The sequence below is a fragment of the Flavobacterium adhaerens genome, from assembly GCF_040045115.1.
In the GTDB taxonomy this organism is placed as follows: Bacteria; Bacteroidota; Bacteroidia; order Flavobacteriales; family Flavobacteriaceae; genus Flavobacterium; species Flavobacterium adhaerens.
Window position 1 is genome coordinate 596,284 of record NZ_JBDLZX010000001.1, and the last position, 23,350, is coordinate 619,633.

21 protein-coding genes and 1 pseudogene are annotated in these 23,350 nt (G+C 32.9%); 12 read left to right on the forward strand and 10 right to left on the reverse strand.

Annotation, left to right across the window (positions count from 1 at the left end; all coding sequences use genetic code 11):
* Positions 1 to 85 precede the first annotated feature (85 nt).
* Positions 86 to 1,078, forward strand: coding sequence for a bile acid:sodium symporter family protein (locus tag ABEB18_RS02585; RefSeq protein WP_348797447.1), 993 nt, complete (start codon positions 86 to 88; stop codon positions 1,076 to 1,078).
* Between the two features lie 182 nt (positions 1,079 to 1,260).
* Here ABEB18_RS02585 and ABEB18_RS02590 read toward each other — a convergent pair whose 3' ends face one another.
* The 5 genes from ABEB18_RS02590 to ABEB18_RS02610 form a co-directional block, all read right to left on the reverse strand.
* Entirely contained in the window at positions 1,261 to 2,292 is a 1,032-nt protein-coding gene (locus tag ABEB18_RS02590; RefSeq protein ID WP_348797448.1) for a methionine synthase, read from the reverse strand.
* 26 nt (positions 2,293 to 2,318) lie between these two features.
* Entirely contained in the window at positions 2,319 to 3,371 is a 1,053-nt protein-coding gene (locus ABEB18_RS02595; RefSeq protein ID WP_348797449.1) for a DUF1852 domain-containing protein, read from the reverse strand.
* A 586-nt stretch (positions 3,372 to 3,957) separates the two neighbouring features.
* Positions 3,958 to 5,775, reverse strand: coding sequence for a cytochrome-c peroxidase (locus ABEB18_RS02600; protein ID WP_348797450.1), 1,818 nt, complete (start codon positions 5,773 to 5,775; stop codon positions 3,958 to 3,960).
* Positions 5,776 to 5,952: 177 nt separating this feature from the next.
* Entirely contained in the window at positions 5,953 to 7,431 is a 1,479-nt protein-coding gene (locus ABEB18_RS02605; RefSeq protein ID WP_348797451.1) for an alkaline phosphatase PhoX, read from the reverse strand.
* Between the two features lie 237 nt (positions 7,432 to 7,668).
* A complete protein-coding gene (locus ABEB18_RS02610) occupies positions 7,669 to 8,073 on the reverse strand; it encodes a glyoxalase (protein WP_348797452.1) in 405 nt (134 codons plus the stop codon).
* A gap of 73 nt (positions 8,074 to 8,146) precedes the next feature.
* On the opposite strand from ABEB18_RS02610, the gene ABEB18_RS02615 reads away from it, so the two are divergent.
* The gene (locus ABEB18_RS02615) at positions 8,147 to 8,533 is read left to right on the forward strand and encodes an acyl-CoA thioesterase (RefSeq protein WP_348797454.1); all 387 of its coding nucleotides are present in this window, start codon (positions 8,147 to 8,149) and stop codon (positions 8,531 to 8,533) included.
* A 62-nt stretch (positions 8,534 to 8,595) separates the two neighbouring features.
* Here the strand turns inward: ABEB18_RS02615 and ABEB18_RS02620 are convergent, their stop codons facing one another.
* On the reverse strand, positions 8,596 to 9,852 hold the full coding sequence (locus ABEB18_RS02620; protein WP_348797455.1) for a mechanosensitive ion channel family protein: 1,257 nt from the start codon (positions 9,850 to 9,852) through the stop codon (positions 8,596 to 8,598).
* Positions 9,853 to 9,855: 3 nt separating this feature from the next.
* A complete protein-coding gene (locus tag ABEB18_RS02625) occupies positions 9,856 to 10,131 on the reverse strand; it encodes a DUF3817 domain-containing protein (protein ID WP_348797456.1) in 276 nt (91 codons plus the stop codon).
* A gap of 146 nt (positions 10,132 to 10,277) precedes the next feature.
* Between ABEB18_RS02625 and ABEB18_RS02630 the strand changes: the two genes are divergently transcribed.
* The 3 genes from ABEB18_RS02630 (at position 10,278) to ABEB18_RS02640 (ending at position 13,834) form a co-directional block, all read left to right on the forward strand.
* Entirely contained in the window at positions 10,278 to 10,805 is a 528-nt protein-coding gene (locus ABEB18_RS02630; protein ID WP_348797457.1) for a DUF6155 family protein, read from the forward strand.
* A 108-nt stretch (positions 10,806 to 10,913) separates the two neighbouring features.
* The gene (locus ABEB18_RS02635; RefSeq protein ID WP_348797458.1) at positions 10,914 to 12,452 is read left to right on the forward strand and encodes a DEAD/DEAH box helicase; all 1,539 of its coding nucleotides are present in this window, start codon (positions 10,914 to 10,916) and stop codon (positions 12,450 to 12,452) included.
* A 47-nt stretch (positions 12,453 to 12,499) separates the two neighbouring features.
* The gene (locus ABEB18_RS02640; protein WP_348797459.1) at positions 12,500 to 13,834 is read left to right on the forward strand and encodes a DEAD/DEAH box helicase; all 1,335 of its coding nucleotides are present in this window, start codon (positions 12,500 to 12,502) and stop codon (positions 13,832 to 13,834) included.
* 107 nt (positions 13,835 to 13,941) lie between these two features.
* On the opposite strand, the gene ABEB18_RS02645 is transcribed toward ABEB18_RS02640, so the two are convergent.
* The gene (locus tag ABEB18_RS02645; protein ID WP_348797460.1) at positions 13,942 to 14,949 is read right to left on the reverse strand and encodes an LLM class flavin-dependent oxidoreductase; all 1,008 of its coding nucleotides are present in this window, start codon (positions 14,947 to 14,949) and stop codon (positions 13,942 to 13,944) included.
* A gap of 234 nt (positions 14,950 to 15,183) precedes the next feature.
* Here ABEB18_RS02645 and ABEB18_RS02650 point away from each other — a divergent pair, with 234 nt between their 5' ends.
* From ABEB18_RS02650 to ABEB18_RS02660, 3 genes are all read left to right on the forward strand, one after another.
* Positions 15,184 to 15,837 carry an NADPH-dependent F420 reductase gene (locus tag ABEB18_RS02650; RefSeq protein WP_348797462.1) on the forward strand — a complete coding sequence of 218 codons (654 nt, stop codon included), beginning with the start codon at positions 15,184 to 15,186 and terminating at the stop codon, positions 15,835 to 15,837.
* A 169-nt stretch (positions 15,838 to 16,006) separates the two neighbouring features.
* Positions 16,007 to 16,894 carry a carbon-nitrogen hydrolase gene (locus tag ABEB18_RS02655; RefSeq protein ID WP_348797463.1) on the forward strand — a complete coding sequence of 296 codons (888 nt, stop codon included), beginning with the start codon at positions 16,007 to 16,009 and terminating at the stop codon, positions 16,892 to 16,894.
* A 2-nt stretch (positions 16,895 to 16,896) separates the two neighbouring features.
* Positions 16,897 to 17,937: an agmatine deiminase family protein gene (locus ABEB18_RS02660; RefSeq protein ID WP_348797464.1), complete on the forward strand. Its 1,041-nt coding sequence runs from the start codon at positions 16,897 to 16,899 to the stop codon at positions 17,935 to 17,937.
* Between the two features lie 73 nt (positions 17,938 to 18,010).
* Here ABEB18_RS02660 and ABEB18_RS02665 read toward each other — a convergent pair whose 3' ends face one another.
* Positions 18,011 to 20,266 (reverse strand): M1 family metallopeptidase, encoded by a 2,256-nt coding sequence (locus tag ABEB18_RS02665; RefSeq protein WP_348797465.1) that lies wholly within the window; start codon positions 20,264 to 20,266, stop codon positions 18,011 to 18,013.
* Between the two features lie 250 nt (positions 20,267 to 20,516).
* Between ABEB18_RS02665 and ABEB18_RS02670 the strand changes: the two genes are divergently transcribed.
* Positions 20,517 to 21,368: an aldose 1-epimerase family protein gene (locus ABEB18_RS02670; protein ID WP_348797466.1), complete on the forward strand. Its 852-nt coding sequence runs from the start codon at positions 20,517 to 20,519 to the stop codon at positions 21,366 to 21,368.
* A 41-nt stretch (positions 21,369 to 21,409) separates the two neighbouring features.
* Positions 21,410 to 21,961, forward strand: coding sequence for a GNAT family N-acetyltransferase (locus ABEB18_RS02675; protein ID WP_348797467.1), 552 nt, complete (start codon positions 21,410 to 21,412; stop codon positions 21,959 to 21,961).
* Positions 21,962 to 21,991: 30 nt separating this feature from the next.
* On the opposite strand, the gene ABEB18_RS02680 is transcribed toward ABEB18_RS02675, so the two are convergent.
* Complete coding sequence (locus tag ABEB18_RS02680) at positions 21,992 to 22,228, reverse strand: VF530 family protein (protein WP_348797468.1); 237 nt, start codon at positions 22,226 to 22,228, stop codon at positions 21,992 to 21,994.
* Between the two features lie 71 nt (positions 22,229 to 22,299).
* Between ABEB18_RS02680 and smpB the strand changes: the two genes are divergently transcribed.
* Positions 22,300 to 22,755, forward strand: a complete 456-nt coding sequence (smpB, locus tag ABEB18_RS02685) for an SsrA-binding protein SmpB (RefSeq protein WP_348797469.1) — start codon at positions 22,300 to 22,302, stop codon at positions 22,753 to 22,755.
* A gap of 112 nt (positions 22,756 to 22,867) precedes the next feature.
* A pseudogene (locus ABEB18_RS02690) lies at positions 22,868 to 23,350 on the forward strand (IS1595-like element ISBbi1 family transposase); the annotation flags it as partial.

Below are 23,350 nucleotides of genomic sequence, written 5' to 3' on the forward strand. Positions count from 1 at the left end.
CAAAACCCTTTTTTTAACCCAATAGAAGATTTAACGACCTACAAAACTTATTTTTGCAGCATAAAAATTTTAAAAAACAAGAGCTTTGAAAAAGTTATTAGAAGTATTAAATAAAGTAGGTTTCGACGGTTTCCTGTTAATGATAGCTACCATGATTTTGTTAGCTTATTTTTTGCCACAGCCAGGAATGATCAAAGAACCTATTTCGCTAGAAGAGATTGCCAATTATGGCGTATCGTTGATTTTCTTTTTTTATGGTCTGCGATTGAGTGTTGAGAAACTAAAGGCCGGGCTTTCTAACTGGAAAATGCACATTGTGGTTCAGTTGACAACCTTTTTATTTTTTCCTCTTATTGTTCTAGCGTCTCGTCCTTTATTTATCAATACCGACTTCGAGTTACTTTGGTTGGGTATATTTTTTCTGGCAGCTTTACCTTCTACAGTTTCTTCTTCAGTGGTTATGATTTCCATTGCCAAGGGGAATATTCCGGCTGCCATTTTCAACGCAAGTATTTCCAGTTTGATAGGAGTTGTGGTTACACCGCTGTGGGCTGGGTTATTCATTGCTTCTGCAACAGGTGATTTTGATGTTTCTGAAATTGTCATAAAGTTAATCCTTCAAGTCCTGTTGCCTGTTATTATTGGTATAAGTCTTAACTCCCGTTTTGGTACCATTGCCGAAAACTATAAAAAACAACTCAAACAGTTCGATCAAGCAATTATTCTTACCATAATTTACACTTCGTTTTGTAAGTCCTTCTCAGAAAATCTTTTTGAAGGCTTCACCGCCCTTGAACTTTTGGGGCTAGCCGTTGGAATGATGGCCTTATTTTTTGCAGTATTCTTTTGTGTCGGACTACTAAGTCGCTTGTTAGGATTTTCAGAAGAAGATAGAATTACGGTTTTATTTTGTGGGTCTAAAAAATCATTGGTGCACGGTACAGTTATGTCTAAAGTACTCTTTCAACACAGTACGATTACGGGAATTATCTTGTTACCACTAATGCTTTACCATGCCCTGCAATTGATTGCCGCCAGCATCATCGCTCAGAAAATGGCCCGAAGAAAAGAAGCATAATATTATCTAAAATTTTGTATTGAAAATTAACGATTTTTGATTTCAGATTCGATTTGGCTAAATACTTAGTTTGTGTATTTTAGGAGTTTTTACATCTGAAATCAAAAATCGCTACAAGAGCCGATAGCGAACTGGCGAAGCAATCAAAAATCAGCAATCAATTTAACTTAATCCTTAAAGAGCTAAATAGCAAGTTCTGTGCGTATAATTGCCGCACCTGCACTTAAAGCACTTAGCTTACCTCTTGCTACTTCTCGAGACAAAGGAGCCATACCACAGTTTGTAGAAGGGTAAAGATTTTCGGCATCAACAAACTCAAGAGCTTTGCGCAGTGTATTTGCTACTTCTTCGGGTGTTTCAATAGTGTTACTTGCTACATCAATAGCTCCAACCATTACTTTTTTACCGCGAACAAGCTCCATTAAATTTAAAGGCACATTGGAGTTGTGACATTCTAAGGATACGATATCAATTTTAGATTTTTTGATTTTAGGAAAAATTTCTTCGTATTGACGCCACTCTGAACCTAATGTCTTTTTCCAGTCATTATTAGCTTGTATGCCATAACCGTAACAAATATGCACTGCGGTTTGGCATTTTAAACCTTCAATGGCTTTTTCTAATGTTGCCATTCCCCAGTCATTTACTTCATCAAAGAATACATTAAACGCAGGTTCATCAAACTGGATGATATCTACTCCAGCATCTTGCAGTTCTCTTGCTTCTTCATTTAGTGCTTTTGCAAATTCCCAAGCCAATTTTTCACGACTTTTATAATGGCTATCGTATAACGTATCTACCATTGTCAGCGGGCCAGGTAATGCCCATTTTATTGGCTTATTAGTTTGTTTGCGTAAAAATTTTGCATCCTCAACAAAAACAGCTTTTTGACGGGCAACATCACCTACAACCATAGGAACGCTCGCATCATAACGGTTACGAATTCTCACCGTTTTACGATTTTCAAAATCTACTCCCGTTAAATGTTCAATAAAAGTGGTTACGAAATGCTGACGTGTTTGTTCACCATCACAAATGATATCCAAGCCTGATAATTCTTGTTCTTGCAATGCGATACGCAAAGCATCTTGTTTTCCTTCCACTAACTGATCGCCTTCTAATTTCCAAGGTGACCAAAGTTTTTCGGGTGGTGCCAACCAGGCAGGTTTAGGTAAACTTCCAACAATTGAGGTTGGTAATACTATTTTACTCATTATATATTAGTTTTAAGTTATGTTAATTAAAGATCAAAATTAGCAGACCACTCCTCAAGAATATCCTTGTACGGTTTGATGAAATACTCTTCACAATATTTACCTTGTTCAGTAGCTAGTCGGCTGCGCTCTACACGGTCATATTCTACGCGAGTCAGTGAATAATCTTCGTGTTTAAGACTAGGTTGATAGATTTTCGCAGCCACTGAATTGGCATTGTAAATTTCAGGGCGATAAATCTTCTGGAAAGTTTCCATCGTGCTGATGGAACTGATTAGTCCTAAATCAGTGTAATCTGTAAGTAGATCTCCTGAATGATAAAAAGCCATCGGTGCCACACTGTTCTCAGGCATGAAAAAACGAACTTTTAAGCCCATTTTAGCAAAATATTCATCTGTAAGAGAATATTGATCCTGTAGGTATTCAAAACCTAGAACCGGATGTTGATACTCAGTGCGAGTATAAGTTTTGTTGCTCGATACACTTAGACAAATGATAGGTGACATCTTAAAGTGCTCTTTGTAAGTGTCTGAAGCCACAAAACACTTATAAAGTTTACCATGTAAATCACCATAATTTTCAGGAACACTAAAACTAGGTTTATCCTTATTGTAATCAATCAATAAAACACTGAAATCATAATCTCTTACGTAAGAAGAATAATTATTTCCGGCAACACCATCTATATACTGGTTCGTTTTATGGTCAAAAATATTCGTTTTTAAAACTTCAATCATCGGTAGATTGTCAACACCATTCTTATGGTCAATATTTAATGTTACTGTCATGATTTCAAGTTCAACAAGGTAACGATCACCTTTTGGATTATCCAAATGAGCCAATGCATTGAATCGATTGTTAATCATATTTAAAGCATTTCGTAAGTTTTGCTGGCGATTCTCTCCTCTGGCCAAGTTGGCAAAATTGGTAGTCAGACGAGTTCCACCTGTGGGATGATAGTTTTCATCTAAACGAGTGCTCTTTAATGTGAACGTAAAATCATGCTTGATGGTACTTTGGCTATTTTCAATATCCTGCTTTTCGTTTATTCTTAAATCTTCTGATATGTTCGCTTTCATTTGATGATTAGGTTTAGTTTTTTTACCCTGCAAATTTGAAAATAAAAGACGAATTATTTTAAAATTAACCAAAAATCAGACAATAATTCTTTTTAAACATATATTAAAAGATTAATACTCTTTTTTACAAATATTATAATTAAAAAAACAGATGATTATTCTTTAGAGGACTTATATATGATGAATTGTAAGTTGCTCAGAATACTTTAAAAAGTGAAATTTCTGCCAAAAGTGTTACTAAAAACTAACGTATTATCTGTTTACGCTAGCCTAAAAAAGTCAATAGATTTTTACAACAATCCATAACAGGACATGTATATCAAAATAGCAAAGCCAATAAAAGACAGACACTAGATTATTTTCAGGAATAATTTATATGTCGCACCCTGTTTATAAGGGCTGCAGACATTTTTTATATCATTATGTAAAACTTTCGGATAGCTGTGAACTAAAATGAAATGCGGTAGTTTTTTTATAAACTTAACCAACAAATTATAAAAACAAACCTCGTTTAAAACAATTATAACGAGGTTTGTTTTGGAGTAAGGCTGAAAATTTAAAAATAAAAGATAGTTTTTAATAGCAATTATTGATATTCTTTATCCGTCAAGGTTTTCATAAAGGCAACTAAAGCTTTAGTTTCTTTTGGTGTTAATTCTAATTCATCTGAAGGTAATGTCTGGTTTTCAACATGAATTCCTAAACCAACTCCTCCTCCTCTATTATAAAAATCTATAACTTCTTCTAAAGTTGAAAATACTCCATTGTGCATATAGGGAGCCGTGACAGCAACATTTCTTAATGATGGAGTTTTGAAAGCGTTTTTTAATTGTGGCATTTCATATTGTAAATAACGTCCTAAATCAGGACTGATTTTTTTTCCGTTTTTATCTTTTGGGGTACCAATGACTTCTTGCTCCGTTTTTTGATAACTTGGCGGAACAGTTCCATTAAACAAAGGAATGAAATGACAAGTTGCACATTTGGATTTTCCAGCAAAAATATTGAAACCCAGTTTTTCTTCTGAAGTAAAATCATCCGAATCTCCTCGCATGAAGTTATCGAATTTACTATCAAACGCATTCAACGAACGAATGTAACTCGCCAGCGCATTTTGGATTTGCCATTCTTCTATTTTTTTGGATTTTGGAAATGCTTTTTTAAACAGCTTTTGATATTTTTCATCTTTATTCAAAACAGCAATTGCTTTAGTAATATTTCCGTGCATTTCATCTTTATTTTGAATCACATCTAAACTCTGTTTTTCTAAATCCAATTGTCGCATATCCCAGAATTGGGCATTTTGTAACGAAGCGTAAGTCAAAGTAGGTGTGTTTCTATTCAAGTTTATCCCAGTTAAAGATTGATTGGTTTTCAATCCATCAGTAAATGCTTTTTTCGGATCGTGGCAAGACGAACAGCTTCTATTGTTGTTATCCGAAAGAGAGTTTTCATAAAACAACAGTCTTCCTAAAGTGGCTTTGTTTTCGGAGAATTGATATTCATCTGAAGGAATAAATGCGTTTACATTAAAAGCATTTTTATTAAAAATGGATTCTGAATTTGGATTGACAACTGTGTTTCTATTAGTGTTTTCAATTTTGTTGATTTTTTGAAAAGCAAGCAGCTTTTTACTCAACGGAATTGTAAAGTTTTTAATAAAATAAAGCCTATCAAATTCTTTAAAATCAGTATTTTTAGAACAAAATTCTTTTGCTTTTTTTATAATTTCGGCGATTTCTTTTTTGCATTTATCCGATTCCGTATTCTCAAATTTTACCTTAGCAATTAAATTTTGCAGTGAACCCAAACTTACACTTGCTTCAGGAATGGATTGAAAAGCAATAGGCGAATCAAAACCTGTAATTCCGAGTGCCATAATTCGATTGACTTCCATCTTTGAAGCATCGATAATGTGTGAATTTGAAATCGTGATAGCACTAAAATGTCGTTCTACTTGTTTTAAAGTCCCACTTAAAATTTTAATTTCTCTGATTAATTCTTCTTTATTATCAACAGAAAAATTAGGGTAAATTAATTCTTCGATAACTTGAAAACCCTTTGGAGGGAAAAAAGTATTTTCGGCGACTTCTAATTCATCTAAGGCAGGACCATTAATGAATCGGGCAGGATTTGGTGCAAAATATTCAACAGCCCATTCAATTTTTTTATACTCTAATCGAGCTTCATTAAAGGATTGTTGTATTTCTTTTTCGATATTATTTTGTTCAACTATTTTTTTTAAATCAATTACCTTTTGATTTAATTTCTGAATATCAGTAATAAGTTCCTGCTGTACAGTTACTTCTGTATATTCTTTCTCACAACCTGCAATCAGAATCACTATCGTAAAACCAAGGAAGAATGCTATTTTTTTATTCCAATTATGTGTAAACAATTTCATTCTTTTATTTAGATACTTAAAAAACAAAGAGGCTATCCAAAAAGTCTTGTTTTGTCATTCCGTATTTATTTCGGAATCTAAAACAGTCAAATAATTAAGCATTTATAGAAGCTGAAACAAGTTCAGCTTGACAAGATTATGCTTTTTAGACAGCCTCTATGGATTGAATTTCAAAAATTATTTTTGAACATTTCTGATAATTACAGTTTGTCCACCTTCTTTATTAGAGCTTACTTTACTACCATCTGCAAATTGGAAAGTGTCTTTTTGCCAAGTATGCGGATGGATATTTACAAGGAAAGTATTTGGTACTCCAATCACATCTGAGATATCTTGCATTGCGCCATATTCCCAGCTTCCCAATTTCATTGTTCCTCCAAGTGTGTTGTACGTTTCGTTCCAAGTTGCATCTTCTCTTTTATGATTCATTGTTAACCAAGGTTTATTGGCTTTTGTAGCAATATTGTATTGCCAAATGTATGAATCGTGTTTAGCATCAGCATAAAATGAGTCACCATCTTCTTGAATGTACACATAGTTTTCGGTTACGCAAAGATTATCTGGATTGATGATTCCAGTTCCTGGAGTAGAATCGCCTTCAACTACTAATTCTAATTTACCAACCAATGGATTGGTATCGTTTAGAACCAATTTATATACTCTACCCCACATTGTATATCCTTCTACAGGAGCATTGTTTGTTGCCTGACCAGTTGCTGTAAAATAAACTTCGCGGTTGTTTTTTGCAGAACCTTTTCGGTAATCAACATCTTCTACTCTAGAAAAACGGATAGCACCTAAACTATTTACCGTTGTATTGATTTCGGCTCCTGTTATATTTTTAGCATTAGGAATTTCAACGAAAGACACGTCAAAAGAACTTCCTATATTCATTGAAGTTTCTACTTGATTTCCGTCATTTCTTTTCAACGCATATAATTTACCGTTTGCCAAATCTCCAACCGTATTACTCACATACATAATAACCTGACCAGCACTTGCGTGTGAAGTTCCGTATGATTGATCTTCTCCGATTAAAATAACTGTTTTACCAGGATAAGCTTCTTTAGGAAGTGGCACAGCGTTTTCCATACTAGCTTTTCCTAATGCAGGCAAAATTCTGTCTTTTCTGCTTTTATCTGTTACCAAACCTAGCGGATCAATTCCGTGAACCATACTTTCTTCACCACTTTCTCCAGCAGTTAAAAACATTGAAAAACCATGAATTTCTGGAGTTGCTAAAGTTGCAGAACACAATCTTGTCATCCCTCCTGTTCCATCCAAAATGTATTCTCCTTTAGTCGCTTTTAACGTTTTATCAAAATAAACTCTTGATACCGATTGAAGAATTTCGTGATTGGTAATCATAATATAACCATCACTATTTGGATCTTTCATAAATCCAGCTCCATCAGGTTGTGCTCCATAGACAAAACTAGGTGACCCAGATAAAACATCAGGACTACTGATCATTGCTGTAATTTTTAAGTTTTCAAATCCTTCTTTGGCAACAACCAATGCTGGAACTGAAGAAACATTGTCAAAATCAATAGTAGCATTTGGTTCATTAGAATTGTTGTCATCATTTTGACAGCTGAATGTAGCTAAACTTAATACAGATAATAGACCTGCTGTTTTTAAATAATTAAATTTCATAGTTTATATTTTTTTTATTTTTCAACAAAACTATGATGTTAAAATCGTGAAAGAGTTAACAGATATTATTCAAATAATGACTTTTAGATTAAGAATATTTTACGAAAATATTAACAAGTTAAATTAGCGTAAATAATTAGAACCAATTTAAATAATTTACGTCTGATTTTAATAAAAAAAAGCCATCTACTTGCTTTAATGGCCGTTTTAAGAAATATTTTATCGAATCTTTTTATATCAAGCTAATTGTTGATTATCAAATAATTGAACTTGATTTTTTAAACTTTCTATAACTAAATTCATCATTCTTTTATTTAGACTAGATGAGTTTTTAATATATAGTCCGTATTCTTCGGTTGTAAACAAGGCAATTATCATTCCTTTAAGCGAATTTCTAAATTTGATGTCTTTTTGAATCGCATTTTCAATTATCAATAATTTGTTTTCAATGGATTTGGTATAAAAATCTCTTTTGTATTTACTAATGAAATTTAGAAATGATGCTATAAACAAATCATTCTGTAATTTTATAATTGGCCTAATTACTTCATTCTGGAATAATTCTTCGGATAAGGATTGAATATTGATGTCTCCAAAAGATTCTCCACGAATTTCTCTGATTAATTTATCTCTATCGTCCATTTGTTTTTTTTATTAAAAATATGAAATTTACTCTTAGTAATGCTTTAATTTTGCATTATAAAATTAACAAAAAATGAGATTTCATACTAGAAAATGGGTAAAGCCGGAAGACTTAAACCCGAATGGTTCTTTGTTTGGAGGCAAATTATTAGCTTGGTTAGACGAAGAATTAGCTTTATACTCGATTGTACAATTAGAAAATCCTAGAATTGTGACCAAGCACATGTCCGAAATCAATTTTAGGAGTTCTGCTAGACAAGGTGATATCGTCGAAATTGGAATAGATGTTGTTAAATTCGGACACACCTCATTAGTGCTAAAATGTGAAGCTCGTAATATGATGACCCGAGAAACCATTATTACTATTGATGAGACTGTTATGGTCAATTTAGGCGAAGATGGAAAGCCAAAAGCACACGGAAAAACCGAAATTGAGTACGTAAAAAACAGGATAAATTAAGAGATTTAAAAAGAAACGTTCTTTCTTATTGATTCGAAAACAGATCAATAACAAAGAATGTTTTATTTTTTTACATCCAATTCTGATGGCATTGAAAAAATTTCCAAATCAAAATAAGGAACTGACGAAATAATATGATCAAATATATCGGCCATTATATATTCGTAGTTTTCAAAGCGTTTGTCTTTGGAAAATGTATAAACTTCTAAAGGAATTCCATAAGGTGTAGGTTGCAATTGTCTGCACATCATTGTCATTTCTTTATTTAAGCTAGAATTTTGATTTAGATATTGAATAATGTATTTGCGAAACAAACCTAGGTTTGTTATGTTTCGCCCATTTATAGCAATACTTTTGTCAATTTCATGGGTAAGATTGTAATTGTCTATCTCCGTTTTTCGAGTATCAATATAATCACTCAAAAGTTCAATTTTTTTCAAATTGAGTAATTCTTCAGCTTCCAAAAAACGAATACTTGATGCTTTGATCAAAATGTGTCTTTTGATACGTCTTCCTTTAGAATTAAGCATTCCTCTCCAGTTCTGAAAAGAGTCCGAACTCAAACTATAGGTTGGGATTGTCGTAGTAGTGTTGTCGAAATTTCTAACTTTTACGGTAGCCAAATTAATTTCGATTACATCTCCGTCGGCACCATATTTTTCCATAGTTATCCAGTCACCTATTCGAACCATATCGTTTATAGCAACCTGAACACTGGCCACAAAACCAAGAATAGTATCTCTGAAAACCAGTATGATAATTGCCGAAACAGCTCCTAAAATTGTAAGCAACTCTTTTTGATCTATACCAAATAATTTAGCAACAACAAATGTTAAACCAATCATCCAAAGCACAATCATTATTACTTGAATAAAACTATCGATTGGCTTATCACTGTATCTTGGAATTAATTTTAAATAATCACGTAGCGCACTGAAAACACTTCGAATTATCCATAAAATCATCAATATCAGATAAGCTCTCACTCCTTGTCCGAAAATATTTTCCCAATATTCAAACTTATCCAAAACAACAGGAACCGATTTTACAACAAAAAACAAAGGAAATAGATACGACAAATATGTTGCAGTTTTGTTTCTTACCAACAAATCATCGAATCTGGTTTTGGTATTTCGCGAAGTCGCTATTAAAATCCGAACCAATAAATATCGAAAGAGCTTATACAAACCATACACCAAAATACACAACAAAATTGAGTTTAAAATTAAACTCATATAAGTTGCAATCGTCTGGTTTATTCCCCAATCCCTAAAAATAGGATAAAGGAATGTAAAAAGTGTGTGTATGGCTTTATCCATTTTCTACAAATATTTTTTCTCGATATAAAAAGTTCCAAATGGTATTAAGGAAGCGATTAATATGATACCAAATGTTTTTAAATCCCATTTTTGAGGGCTTTTTAGCAAGAATGCCAATACAATATATCCGATAAATAATATACCGTGAGCGTAACCAAATGGCTTCACGATAATATGATAAAGTTCTGGATTGTTTGATTTGAGAAAGAGCATGTTTGCCATTAAAACTAAATAAGAGATTCCTTCTAAAATAGCGGTAACTTTAAAAATTTTTAACATGAGAAAAAATGAATAAATAAATGATAAATAAAAAATGTATAAGTTGTAAAAGAAACTAATACTCGAGCAAAATTAAGTAATAACATTGGTAATTGTGGTATTGCCAAATAAAGAAATTACTTTTGTATTTATAATTTTTTGAACCAATGAGCAAACGAGATCTAAAAAAATATTTGAACGAACTGAACAAGCAGCAATTAGAAGAACAAATTCTAGAATTGTATGACAAATTCAGTCCCGTAAAAGTGTATTATGATTTTGTTTTTAATCCAAAAGAAGATGCTTTATTGAAGGAATGCAAGCTCAAAATTTCACATGAATATTTTCCAATTCAAGCCAAAGGGAAAAAGAAGAAACCCAAAATGAGACGCTCTGTAGCTCAAAAATACATCAAACATTTTATTCTCTTGGGCGTAGATCCTTTTGTGATTGCAGATGTGATGCTTTATAATATCGAAATTGCCCAAACTTTTGCCTCTGAAAATTTTATCAAACAGGATTTGTTTTATAAAAGTATGCACAATTCTTTCGATCAAGCATTAAATTTCATCATTACAAAAGGTATTATAGGAGAGTTTAAAAACCGAATATTGGCCATTTTTCAAGAGACTTTAGATCAAAAATGGAAAAATCATTACGATTTTAAGGTCAGTATAACTCTTTTAGAAGATTAAAAATCAACGTTAAAAATAATTTTAGTTCAATTCCAAGCAATAATTTAAAAAAAAAAGACTTGATAACTGTTTTTTAGGCGTATTTTTGCAAAAATCCAAAAATACAAGATGCATAAAGAGAGTTTAGAAATAGAAAATGAAACTAGAAAAGAGTTATACGCTTATCAGCAAGGAGATATTGATGCTATATTTGATCGTATAGACAATGCTCCTCCTCAGCATCATTTGCTATATCAATTGCCTACAGGTGGAGGAAAGACAGTAATTTTTTCTGAAATAGTTCGTCGATATTTATCACAACACGATAAAAAAGTGGTTGTATTAACGCATCGTATCGAGTTGTGTAAGCAGACTTCAAAAATGTTGAAAGGATTTGATGTTAAAAACAAAATTATCAACAGTAAAGTAAAAGAGCTTCCCGATCAAAACGATTATTCTTGTTTTGTAGCTATGGTTGAAACTCTAAAAAACCGTATCAATGACGAAAAATTACATTTAGACAATATTGGTTTGGTTATTATAGATGAAGCGCACTACAATTCATTTAGAAAACTATTAAAATCTTTCAAAAATGCCTTTATTCTTGGGGTTACAGCAACTCCATTGAGTTCCAATATCAAATTGCCAATGCATCAAAGTTACGATGAATTGATTGTTGGGGATACCATTAATTCGTTAATCGAAAATGGATTTTTGGCAAGAGCCACAACTTATAGTTATGACGTAGGTTTGACCTCGCTGAAAGTTGGTATTAATGGGGATTACACAGTAAAATCTTCAGATGACTTGTACACCAATCTGGTCATGCAAGAAAAATTATTGCATGCATACACAGAGAAATCTTTGGGCAAAAAAACATTAATTTTCAATAATGGTATCAATACTTCTTTATATGTTTATGAAACTTTTAGAGAAGCGGGTTATGGTATTCGACACCTTGACAATACGAGTAGCACCGAAGAGCGAAAAGAAATTCTTCATTGGTTCAAACATACCCCAGATGCTATTCTTACTTCGGTAGGGATTCTTACCACAGGTTTTGATGAGCCAACTGTTGAAACCATTATATTAAATCGAGCAACAAAGTCATTAACTTTATATTTTCAAATGATTGGACGTGGCTCACGAAAATTACCAGGAAAAGACGAATTTACAGTAATCGATTTAGGAAATAATGCGGCTCGTTTTGGTCTTTGGAGTGACCCTGTAAATTGGCAACATATTTTTAAATCTCCAGAATTCTATTTAGAGAATTTGCGCGATGATAATGAAATAGAAATGCACTTCAAATATAGTATGCCTCCAGAGTTGAGGGCCAAATTCAGCAAAACAGCTGATGTAACTTTTGATGTAGATGAAGAGCACAAACTTGCTATAGCTCAAAATCTTAGATCTAAAGTAGTTTTAGACAAATCTATCGATCAACACGCAGCAATGTGTGTAGATAATACTGAAGAATTGTTTGAAGCCAAAGCACTTTCAAAAGAATTGGAAGCTGATATCGAAGATCGTGTTAAACGTTTTTCAAAATGTCTTAGCCAATGTAGTAAAAACTATAGAGAATGGCTTTTAGATGATTACAAACAAAGGTTGACTTTGTTAATTGGGAAAAAATATCGTGAAAAAATCATGAACGAAGCTGATTAAAAAGAAACAGTTTACAGCATTTGTTAATCAATAAAAAACAAAAAATTATGTCAAAACAATTCTCAGATTTAGGAGTTTCAGAACTTTTACTAAAAGCGATTACCGAAATGGGAATTGTTAATCCGACAGAAATTCAACAAGCAATTATTCCGATACTATTATCGAATAATTCTGATGTAGTTGGACTTGCCAAAACAGGTACTGGGAAAACAGCTGCTTTTGGACTGCCAATTTTACAACTGATAGACCCAAAGTTGCAAAGCATACAAGCCGTAATTTTGGTTCCTACCAGAGAATTAGGTCAACAAATTTTTAATAATTTAGAGAATTTTGCCAAATATCTTCCAGAAGTTTCTATCGCTTCTATTTGTGGGGGTGTTCCAATTAAACCTCAAATAGAAAGATTAAAATCGCCAATACATATTGTCGTTGCAACTCCAGGTCGATTAATAGATTTGATGCAACGTCAATCCATCAATACAAAAGATACAAAGTTTTTAATTCTTGATGAAGCAGACGAAATGGTTTCAATTCTTAAAGAAGGATTAGACGAAATTATTGCCGAATTGCCCAAAAAATACAGAACCTTTTTGTTTTCGGCCACAATGCCTGGAACAATCAAGCAGTTAATCCAAAATTATTTGAATAAAAATGTTGTTCAGGTAAGCGCTAGCATGGAAACTGTAGGAAATCAAGGAATTGATCATAATTATATTGTTGTAGAACCAATTGAAAAATTGGATGTTTTGATGCATTTTTTGAATTCTAAAGAAGGGGAACGAGGAATCATTTTCTGCAAAACCAAAGCAGCAGTAAACAAATTAGCAAAAAATCTAGCTATAAATAAATTTTCTTCTGGTGCTTTGCACGGAAGTTTATCGCAAGGAATTCGGGACCGAATCATGAATCAGTTCCGTGAAGGACATATTAATATTTTGGTTGCTACCGATTTGGCTGCTAGAGGAATAGATGTAAAAGAAATTTCTTACATAGTCAATTACCATCTGCCAGATGTATATGAAACGTATGTACATCGAAGCGGTAGAACTGCAAGAGCTGGAGCCAAAGGACTTTCTTTAACTGTTTTACAACCAGAAGAAGTAGTCGAAATTGATGATTTTGAAAGAGAATTAGGTATTAAATTCATTAAATACGACAAACCAACTGAAACAAGTATTGAAGAAAATAATATGCTTTTGTGGGCTAAACAAATCTTCAAAACCAAACCCAACCATGAAGTTGATGCTGAGTTGAAAACTAAAATCAAAACAATATTTCATCATCTCACAAAAGAGGAATTAATAGAAAAGTTAATGGCTAGCTATTTGTTGCAAAACAAAATTGATACAGTTGAAAGAATGGTAAAAAAACCTAAAAAATAACGTTAAAGATAATAGAAGATTTAATGATAAAATCCAATCATGTGTTTCGAAAATGAAGCTTATGATTGGATTTACTATTTTAATTTAAATTAAATTTGGAGAAAAAATTAAATCTCTTCCATTACTTCTTTAATCAATTTCAAATTTTTCAATTTCTCTTGATGATCAAAAATAGGGCAGCTAATCATCAATTCGTCAATTTTAGATAGATTTATAAAATCTTTTAATTCCTTAATTAATGTTTCTTTGCTTCCGATAAAAGAACCGGCCGTCATCTGATTTACATGAAAACGAGCTTCCTCACTCATTTCATTCATAAAATCCGACAAAGATTCAACTGGTGGTTGAAGTGGTTTTCTATTATTTTGAACCAAATTTAGAAACATTTGATACATACTGGTTGATAAAATCTCTGCTTCATTATCAGTATCAGCTGCAATCACATTGACACAAGCTAAGGTTTTGGGTTCGTTTAGATATTGAGAGGGTTTAAAATTTTCTCTATAAAACTCAAAAGCCTGAAACATTTGTCTAGGAGCAAAATGTCCAGCAAAAGCATAAGGCAATCCATAGGCAGCAGCTAGTGTAGCACTATCCATACTAGATCCCAAAATCCAGATTGGAACATTAGTCCCTTCTGCTGGAAATGCACGAACTTTTGCATTCTCATTTTCTACAGAAAAATATTCTTGCAATGCAGACACATTCTTTGGGAATTTTTGCGATTCCTCAAAAAAATCCTTTCGTATCGCTTGAGCCGTTAACGAATCGGTTCCAGGAGCTCTTCCTAATCCTAATTCAATTCTATTTGGGTATAAAGTTGCCAAAGTTCCAAACTGCTCTGCAACAATCAAAGGAGAATGGTTTGGCAACATAATCCCACCCGATCCTACTCTAATATTTTTTGTCAAACTGGCAATATACCCAATCAAAACTACCGTTGCTGTACTCGCTACATGAGCCATATTATGATGTTCGGCTAACCAAAATCTTTTATAACCCAAATCATCAGCTAGATGAGCCAATTCTTTGGTTTTTTGCATCGTTTCGGTAGCGTTGCTGTCTTGTGTGATTATGGCTAACTCTAATAGAGATATAGGTATCGGTCTTTTCATATTGTTCTTTAATTTACACAAAAATAACCATAAACATCTCTTTCATTGAAACCTAAAATGTTAATTCAATTATAATTTTAAATCTCAAACTTTGCTAAAAACCCCATCAAAATCAAGATAAACAACATTTAAATATTGCTAAAACAAGCACAATATTTTGTCATTCTAATAGTTAAAAATTAAACTTTAATTATTTAATTTTATATTTCACCATAACCATTAAAATTCAGCAAAATGAGAATAGCAATTTTAGGGACTGGAGCTGTTGGAAAAACAATAGCTTCAAAATTAATCGAATTAGGACACCAAATCATGTTGGGCTCACAAACAAATACAAATGAAAAAGGCCTGGAATTTGTAAATAAGTATGAGAAAAATGTTGCTCTGGGAACTTTTGAAGAAGCAGCAAATTTTGGAGAAATTATTTTTAATTGTGTTCGAGGAGAATTTTCAATAGCAGCTTTACAATCAGCAAAAAGTGGAATTGAAAATAAAATTCTAATTGATATTTCTATTCCTGTTGATACTAGTCATGGAGCTCCAATTAGCCTTATTCCTGAACTTTGTAATACCAATTCATTGGGAGAAGAAATTCAAAAAAAATTCCCTTTTACCAAAGTGGTAAAAACTCTAAATACAATGTGGAGCACACTAATGGTGTTTCCTTCCATGCTTAAAGATGGTGATCATACTAATTTCATTTGTGGTAATGATGAAGAAGCCAAAACCACAGTAAAAAAATTATTGAAAGAAATTGGATGGAAAGATGAGAGCATTCTTGATTTGGGTGATATTGTAGGTTCTAGAGGAACAGAAGCAACAGTATTGTTATGGCTACGAATTTGGAATTCCACTAGCGGTACATTTAGCCTTAAAGTTGTTAATTAAAATAAGGAATCGCATCACAAAAATATTCAAATAATAAAGAGCCTATAAAAGTTAACCCTTTTGAAGGCTTTTTATTTAATATTTTATATTCAATATTAGTTAAAAAATCCAAAAACCAATGCTTCAACTCTCCTTAAAATAACTAATTTTGCAGTCTAATTTTTTTAACATGTCAAAGAAAAAATACAAAATAGCCGTTATTCAGTTAAATCTTAATGATGTAGCTGAAAATAACCTTAAAAAATGCATTTCTTGGGTACGCGATGCAGCAAGTCAAGGAGCAGAGGTGATTTCGTTACCTGAGCTATATAGCAGTCATTATTTTTGTCAAAGTGAAGATGTAGAAAATTTTGCATTGGCAGAACCATTATACAGTACTTCATTTGTTGCTTTTAGCGAGTTAGCAAAAGAATTAGGAGTTGTAATCATTGTTCCCTTCTTTGAAAAAAGAATGGCTGGAATTTACCATAATAGCGCTTACATCATTGATACCGATGGTTCAGAGGCTGGTTTGTATCGTAAAATGCATATTCCAGATGATCCCGCTTTTTATGAAAAATTCTATTTTACACCTGGAGACTTAGGTTTCAAAGCATTTCCTACTCAAAAAGGTAAAATTGGAACTCTTATTTGTTGGGATCAATGGTATCCAGAAGCTGCACGATTAACAGCTTTGCAAGGAGCTGATGTGTTATTCTACCCTACTGCTATTGGATGGCACCCATTAGAAAAAGAACAATATGGTGAAAACCAACACGGTGCTTGGATGAATGTTATGAAAGGTCATGCCGTTGCAAATGGTGTTTATGTAGCTGCTGCCAACCGTATTGGTTTAGAACAATATTTGCCAGATACCGCAGGAATTCAGTTTTGGGGGTCATCATTTATTGCAGGTCCACAAGGTGAAATTTTAGCGCAAGCATCTCACGATAAAGAAGAAATCTTAATTGCCGAAGTTGACTTGGATTTACAAGAGAATGTTCGTCAGAACTGGCCTTTCTTTAGAGACAGAAGAGTGGATGCTTTTGGGGATATTACTAAAAGAGCAATAGATTAAGCATGAATACAAACAGCAGAAGATTTCCTGCAGAATGGGAAAAACAACAAGGGATTTTATTGTGTTTTCCGCATAATGGAAAAGATTGGCCTGGAAAATATGAAGCCGTACAATGGGCATTTGTAGAATTCATCAAAAAAGTAGCAACTTACGAACAGGTTTTCTTAGTAGTTGCCGATGAAAATCAAAAAGAAAAAGTGAATGAAATGCTAGAAATGGCTCATGTAAAAATGGGACAGGTTTCATTCATTATCCATAAAACCAATCGTAGTTGGATGCGCGATTCTGGACCAATTATTGTAAAAAGAGGTGCCACTAGAGAAGCATTGAATTTTAATTTTAACGGTTGGGCCAAATACAAAAACATCAATTTAGACAAACATGTTCCTGCAAAAGTCGGAGAATTTTTAAATATTCCTGTAACTCAAGTAATGTACAAAGGAAAACCAGTTATTGTTGAAGGCGGTGCAATTGATGTAAACGGAAGAGGAACTTTGTTAACTTCTGAAGAGTGTTTAATGCACCCAACGATTCAGGTGAGAAACGAAAATTTTACCAAAGAAGATTACGAAGCTGTTTTCAAGGAATATTTAGGAGTTACAAACGTAATTTGGTTAGGTGACGGAATCGAAGGGGATGATACCCACGGTCACATAGATGATTTGTGTCGTTTCATTAACGAAGATACAATTGTTACTATAGTAGAATTAGATCCTAATGATAGTAATTACAAGCCTTTACAAGATAATTTAAAAAGGCTGCAAAATGCAAAACTTGAGGATGGTAAATCTCCAATAATTGTTACTTTACCCATGCCAAAACGCATAGATTTTGATGGATTGCGTTTACCTGCTAGTTATGCAAATTTTTTAATTTTAAATAACTGTGTATTAGTCCCAACATTTAATGATTCTAATGATCGTGTTGCTCTAAATATTCTATCTGAATGTTTTCCTGATAGAGAAATTATTGGTATTAGTGCGACTGATTTTATTTGGGGATTTGGAACACTTCATTGTTTAAGTCAACAAATACCTGAGTAAATTTTATTAAACTGATAAAAAAAAATGGCTGTTTCTTTTCTGAAACAGCCATTTTTTATCTATATAAATTGTTCTACTTATCTCTTGTAAAAGGGATTTTTTGATTATCACTAATAATCATATCAAAGGCATTTTTAGCCTCATTGAATTCGAAGATTACTCCAGCTTCTTTAGATTCAAATTTATCATTTCCGATCATAGTAAGACTAAATTTTGGATAATCGGTTATTTCTGCAAAAAGAACACTATTTTTTTCTGTGAATTCAATTTTCAACGGAGCTTTAGTTGTAGAGAACTTTCCTAAATATCCATCTAAAATAACATCTTTCTCTACTGTTCCACTACCCGATTTCCAAGTATTATTGCTCTCATTTACATCTGGAAACACATGAGCTGGATCAATTACAACGCTTTCAATTTCTTCTGTCGTATTTACTTTGAAAGACCAATCGTTATTACGCTGCCAAATTTCGACTGGCAAAGTTACACGAGTTACTTTTCCGCTTTTAGTCTTCACATCCATAATGACTGGCATTGGCATTTTTTCAAAATTCTCGATAGTAATTACAGCACCGTTGCTTGGATCATTTTTTACATATTTAACAGAGTTTACACCTTGATCCAATCTCCAATTGTTTATAAACCATCCTCTCCAAAACCAACTCAAATCTTCACCAGCTACATTTTCCATTGTTCTAAAAAAATCATCTGGAGCAGGATGTTTAAATGCCCAACGCTCGATATAAGTCTTAAATGCAAAATCAAAACGTTCAGGCCCTAAAATCTGCTCTCTTAACATAGTTAGCCCGCTACCCGGTTTGAAATAACACAAAAGACCAATGTTTTTTTCTTTCATATTATCTGGTGAACTCATCACGGGTTCTGTCTTTGGATTTGTAAAATAATCTGCATTTTTATGCATATCCATTACTTTACTTTTGTATTCTCCATTATTGAATTCATCTGAACTTATAGAATTGATAAAAGTATTAAAACCTTCATCCATCCATCCAAATAAACGCTCATTCGATCCCACAATCATTGGAAACCATCCGTGTCCAAACTCATGATCCGTTACACCCCATAAATCTTCACCTTTAGATTCCCAGCCACAAAAAACAATTCCGGGATATTCCATTCCGCCTTCATTCCCTGCCACATTTGTTGCTACTGGATAAGGATATTCGAACCATCTTTTAGAATAATTTTCGATAGAAGCTTTGGTATATTCAGTAGAACGTCCCCAAGCTTCATTTCCAGCACTTTCAACTGGATATGCAGATAAAGCCAATGTTTTTGCTCCACTTGGCAAATTTATCCTAGCACCGTCCAAAATAAATGCAGCTGATGATGCCCAAGAAACGTCTCTTGCATTTTTCATTTTAAAACGCCAAGTTTTCACTGTAGTTACCATTTTTGATGCATTGGCAGCAACTTCTTCTGCAGTACGAATCATTACCGTTTTTTCACTCTGTTTGGCTTCCAGAAGTCTTTTCTGTTCAGTAGCTGAATACACAGTAGTTGCATTCAATAACTCTCCTGAACATACCACAATATGATTGGATGGCGCTGTTATACTAACATCAAAATCCCCATACTCTAAGTAAAACTCAGATGCTCCCAAATACGGATTTGTATTCCATCCTCTTAAATCATCATAAACACACATACGAGGATACCACTGTGCGATAGTGAAAATTTTACCATTTTTGGTATCTAAAACACCTGTTCTATCAGAACCTTCTTTTGGAGATATATATGAAAAATCAATTTTAATTTTGACTACTCCTCCTTTAGGTTTCAAATCATCTGGAAGAAATATTTGCATTCTGGTGTCCGAAATGATATATTTAGCCTCTTTCTCAACTGTTTTGCCTTTGCTTGTTGTAGCAACAATCGAGACAGATTTGATTTTATGACCTCCATCAAAAATTTCACCTCTTGCCCCATTTCTACTACCTTCAAGCGGTATTAATGCATTACCTCTTGAATTGGATTTAAATAAATTTTGATCCAAATGCATCCAAACAAAAGACATTTTGTCGTTACTATTATTCGTATAAGTTACTATACCACTACCAACAATTTCGTTTGTATTTTCATTTAATTTTGCCGTCAATTTATAATCAGCTCTATTTTGCCAATAAGCATGACCCGGTGCTCCACTAGCAGAACGTGTTGCAGTACCATCTTTTGTATAAAAAATTGGACCAAAAGCATCATGATAATTATACTTCGATACTGGTGCTGAAGTTTCTTGACTCCATGAAATACAGAACACCATTAAAAAAGCCACTTGGAGTAAGGCTGCAAAACAATTGTTTTTCATATAGTAAATATTTAATTTTAAATAGTATAAGACAAAATACACAATCGCTAAATCGAAAACATTCATTGTGCTTATTTCAAAAAACTTATCTCTTACAAGCAAATTAATGGAAAAAAAATTGAATTCCATCAAAAAAATAAGAATTTGATTGAATTTTGCTTTAATTAAATTATTATTTTATTTCTTCAAATAAGATTAATAAAATACCTTTACGTGACTATTTTTAACTTTCAAAAAAAACTTTTATATTGTGACTACAATCCTATCTAACAAAAATTTAACTGCCGAAATAAAACATCTTGGAGCTGAATTGTGCTCATTAAAAGATAACACAAACAAAGAATACATCTGGAACGGAAATCCTGAATTTTGGGGTAAACATTCTCCTGTTTTATTCCCTATTGTCGGAACCTTAAAAGACAACACCTATTGTTATGATACCCAAACCTATCAATTATCACGACATGGTTTTGCTAGAGAAATGGAGTTTTCATTAATAGATAAACAAGAAAGTAGCGCCACTTTTTCGTTGATTGCTACATCGGAAACTAAAGCCAAATACCCATTTGATTTTGATTTGCATTTAATTTATACTTTAGAAAATAAAACCCTAAAAATAGAGTACAAAGTTTATAATAAAGGGGATAACAAAATGCCGTTTTCTATAGGAGCTCATCCCGCTTTTAATTTACCTAATAATTTTGAGAATTACAGTTTGGCCTTTGATCGTTTGGATTCATTAGATTATTTTCTATTAGAAGATGGTTTGATTTCAAATAAGACAACAAATTTAAAATTAGACAACGATCAATTACATTTGAATTACAAATTATTTGAAAATGATGCTTTGGTTATAAAAAATATTCAATCTAAATCGATTACCATTTTAGAAAATTCTATTCCCATTTTAAAGGTAAATTATCCAAATTTTCCTGATTTAGGAATTTGGACTCCACCAAATGCTCCTTTTATTTGTATAGAACCATGGTTTGGATATTCTGACACTGTTCTTAAGTCTGGTACACTTTTAGATAAAGAAGGGATTCAAATTTTAGAAGCTAATAGTGTTTTTCAAAGCGTTTTTAGTATTGAAATTTTATAAACGATTTCTAATGTTTATTTAGCCATCAAAATCAAAAAAATATGCTAGAAGTTAATTTTTTGCCTTTTCCTATTTTAAAAACTAAACGATTGCTATTAAGAAGACTTACTAAAATTGATGCCAAAACTATTTTATCTTTACGTTCAAACTTACAAGTGATGAAATACATTCCGAGGCCTATTCTCAAAAACGAAGAAGAAGCATTGGATCTTATTGCTGTTTTTGATGACAAGATTGAAAATAAAACAGGCATTAATTGGGGGATAGCCTTTCTAGATGAGCCCGAAAAAGTAATTGGGATTATTGGATATTATCGAATGAAATTAGAACATTATAGAGCTGAAGTTGGTTATATGCTTTTTCCAGAGTTTAATGGAAAAGGAATTATTTCAGAAGCTTTACAAACTGTAGCTCAATATGGTTTTGACGAAATGAAATTACATTCAATTGAAGCCGTTTTGGATCCCGAAAACATTGGTTCTGAAAAAGTATTGCAAAAAAACGGTTTTGTAAAAGAAGCACATTTGCTTGAAAATGAATTTTACGAAGGTCGTTTTCTGAATACTTTGATTTATTCAAAATTGAACAAATAAGTTTATAAAACGATTGTGCAGTTTTAATTTTTAATTCTCTGAATTCATTTTTGGAATTGTTTTTACATATAAATCTTCAACTTGCTTACGAGCCCATTCATTTTTTCGCAAAAATGTTAAACTCGATTTTACACTTGGATTTATATTAAAACATCTAATTTTAATAAGTTCTCCCAAAGTATCAAAACCATAAAAAGCGACTAAATTTTCAACAATTTTTTGAAGTGTTATTCCGTGAAGCGGATCTTTTGAAACTTGTTTTTTCATATGTACAAATTTATAGTATTTTATAAAAAACAATTGGTCTTTCATTAATTAGTTCCTAAATTTGCCTTATTATGCAAAAAAACATCAACATCCTTAATAAAAGAGCTCGTTTTGATTACGAAATCCTAGAAACTTACACCGCTGGAATCGTGTTAGCTGGAACAGAAATCAAATCTATTCGGTTAGGAAAAGCAAATATTACAGAAAGTTTTTGTGAATTCAATAGCAACAGTGAGCTTTTTGCAATAAACACCTACATAGAGGAATATAGTTTTGGAAATCAATTTAACCACAAATCCAGAAGTGAACGCAAATTGCTTTTGAACAAAAGAGAACTTAAAAGTTTGGCTCGAAGTGTTCAAGCAAAAGGACTCACTATCGTTCCTTTGAAATTATTTACCAATGAAAAAGGCTTAGCAAAACTACAAATTGGCCTCTGTCGTGGTAAAAAAACCTATGACAAAAGAGAATCGCTAAAGGAACAAGATACCAAAAGAGATTTGGACAGAATCAAAAAAGCATATTGAAAGAAAATTTCATTATTTTTTTTAAATAGTAATCGTTTTTGTAATTAAATATCTGATTCTCCGCAAACACACCTAATATTTTTAGTATATTAGCGCTCAAAAAGCAGGGATTATGAACATATTCAGTTTTACGGCTCATTTCGGTTCGGAGGAAGATTGTCGTTTGCATTTCAAGGAGCAGCGTGATAAGGAAGGGGTTGTCTGCAAGCGATGCGGGGGCACTTCCCATTATTGGTTACAGGGTAAATGGAGTTATGAATGCAAAGGTTGCCGTTTCCGCACCTCGTTGCGCAGCGGTACGATCATGGAGAGCTCCAAGCTGCCGTTTCTGGTGTGGTACAAAACGATGTTCCTGATGAGTTGCACAAAAAAGGGATTCTCCACCAACGAACTCCAGAAGCAATTAGGATTGAAGCGTTACGAACCGGTATGGGCGATGGTACACAAACTCCGCAGGGCGATGGGCAACCGGGATGCAAGGTATACACTGGAAGGGATGATAGAACTGGATGAGGGTTACTTTTCGGTGGCCAGTAAGGAAATCGAGCGAGGCAAGGGTACACGTGGCCGGGGAGCCGAGGGAAAGCAGAACGTT

Coding starts and splice junctions, on each gene's coding strand:
- ABEB18_RS02675 (WP_348797467.1), top strand. CDS start 21,410: ATGCTAGAAGTTAATTTTTTGCCTTTTCCTATTTTAAAAACTAAACGA.
- ABEB18_RS02680 (WP_348797468.1), bottom strand. CDS start 22,228: ATGAAAAAACAAGTTTCAAAAGATCCGCTTCACGGAATAACACTTCAA.
- ABEB18_RS02620 (WP_348797455.1), bottom strand. CDS start 9,852: ATGGATAAAGCCATACACACACTTTTTACATTCCTTTATCCTATTTTT.
- ABEB18_RS02650 (WP_348797462.1), top strand. CDS start 15,184: ATGAGAATAGCAATTTTAGGGACTGGAGCTGTTGGAAAAACAATAGCT.
- ABEB18_RS02665 (WP_348797465.1), bottom strand. CDS start 20,266: ATGAAAAACAATTGTTTTGCAGCCTTACTCCAAGTGGCTTTTTTAATG.
- ABEB18_RS02590 (WP_348797448.1), bottom strand. CDS start 2,292: ATGAGTAAAATAGTATTACCAACCTCAATTGTTGGAAGTTTACCTAAA.
- ABEB18_RS02605 (WP_348797451.1), bottom strand. CDS start 7,431: ATGAAATTTAATTATTTAAAAACAGCAGGTCTATTATCTGTATTAAGT.
- smpB (WP_348797469.1), top strand. CDS start 22,300: ATGCAAAAAAACATCAACATCCTTAATAAAAGAGCTCGTTTTGATTAC.
- ABEB18_RS02595 (WP_348797449.1), bottom strand. CDS start 3,371: ATGAAAGCGAACATATCAGAAGATTTAAGAATAAACGAAAAGCAGGAT.
- ABEB18_RS02660 (WP_348797464.1), top strand. CDS start 16,897: ATGAATACAAACAGCAGAAGATTTCCTGCAGAATGGGAAAAACAACAA.
- ABEB18_RS02600 (WP_348797450.1), bottom strand. CDS start 5,775: ATGAAATTGTTTACACATAATTGGAATAAAAAAATAGCATTCTTCCTT.
- ABEB18_RS02615 (WP_348797454.1), top strand. CDS start 8,147: ATGAGATTTCATACTAGAAAATGGGTAAAGCCGGAAGACTTAAACCCG.
- ABEB18_RS02630 (WP_348797457.1), top strand. CDS start 10,278: ATGAGCAAACGAGATCTAAAAAAATATTTGAACGAACTGAACAAGCAG.
- ABEB18_RS02635 (WP_348797458.1), top strand. CDS start 10,914: ATGCATAAAGAGAGTTTAGAAATAGAAAATGAAACTAGAAAAGAGTTA.
- ABEB18_RS02640 (WP_348797459.1), top strand. CDS start 12,500: ATGTCAAAACAATTCTCAGATTTAGGAGTTTCAGAACTTTTACTAAAA.
- ABEB18_RS02645 (WP_348797460.1), bottom strand. CDS start 14,949: ATGAAAAGACCGATACCTATATCTCTATTAGAGTTAGCCATAATCACA.
- ABEB18_RS02625 (WP_348797456.1), bottom strand. CDS start 10,131: ATGTTAAAAATTTTTAAAGTTACCGCTATTTTAGAAGGAATCTCTTAT.
- ABEB18_RS02655 (WP_348797463.1), top strand. CDS start 16,007: ATGTCAAAGAAAAAATACAAAATAGCCGTTATTCAGTTAAATCTTAAT.
- ABEB18_RS02610 (WP_348797452.1), bottom strand. CDS start 8,073: ATGGACGATAGAGATAAATTAATCAGAGAAATTCGTGGAGAATCTTTT.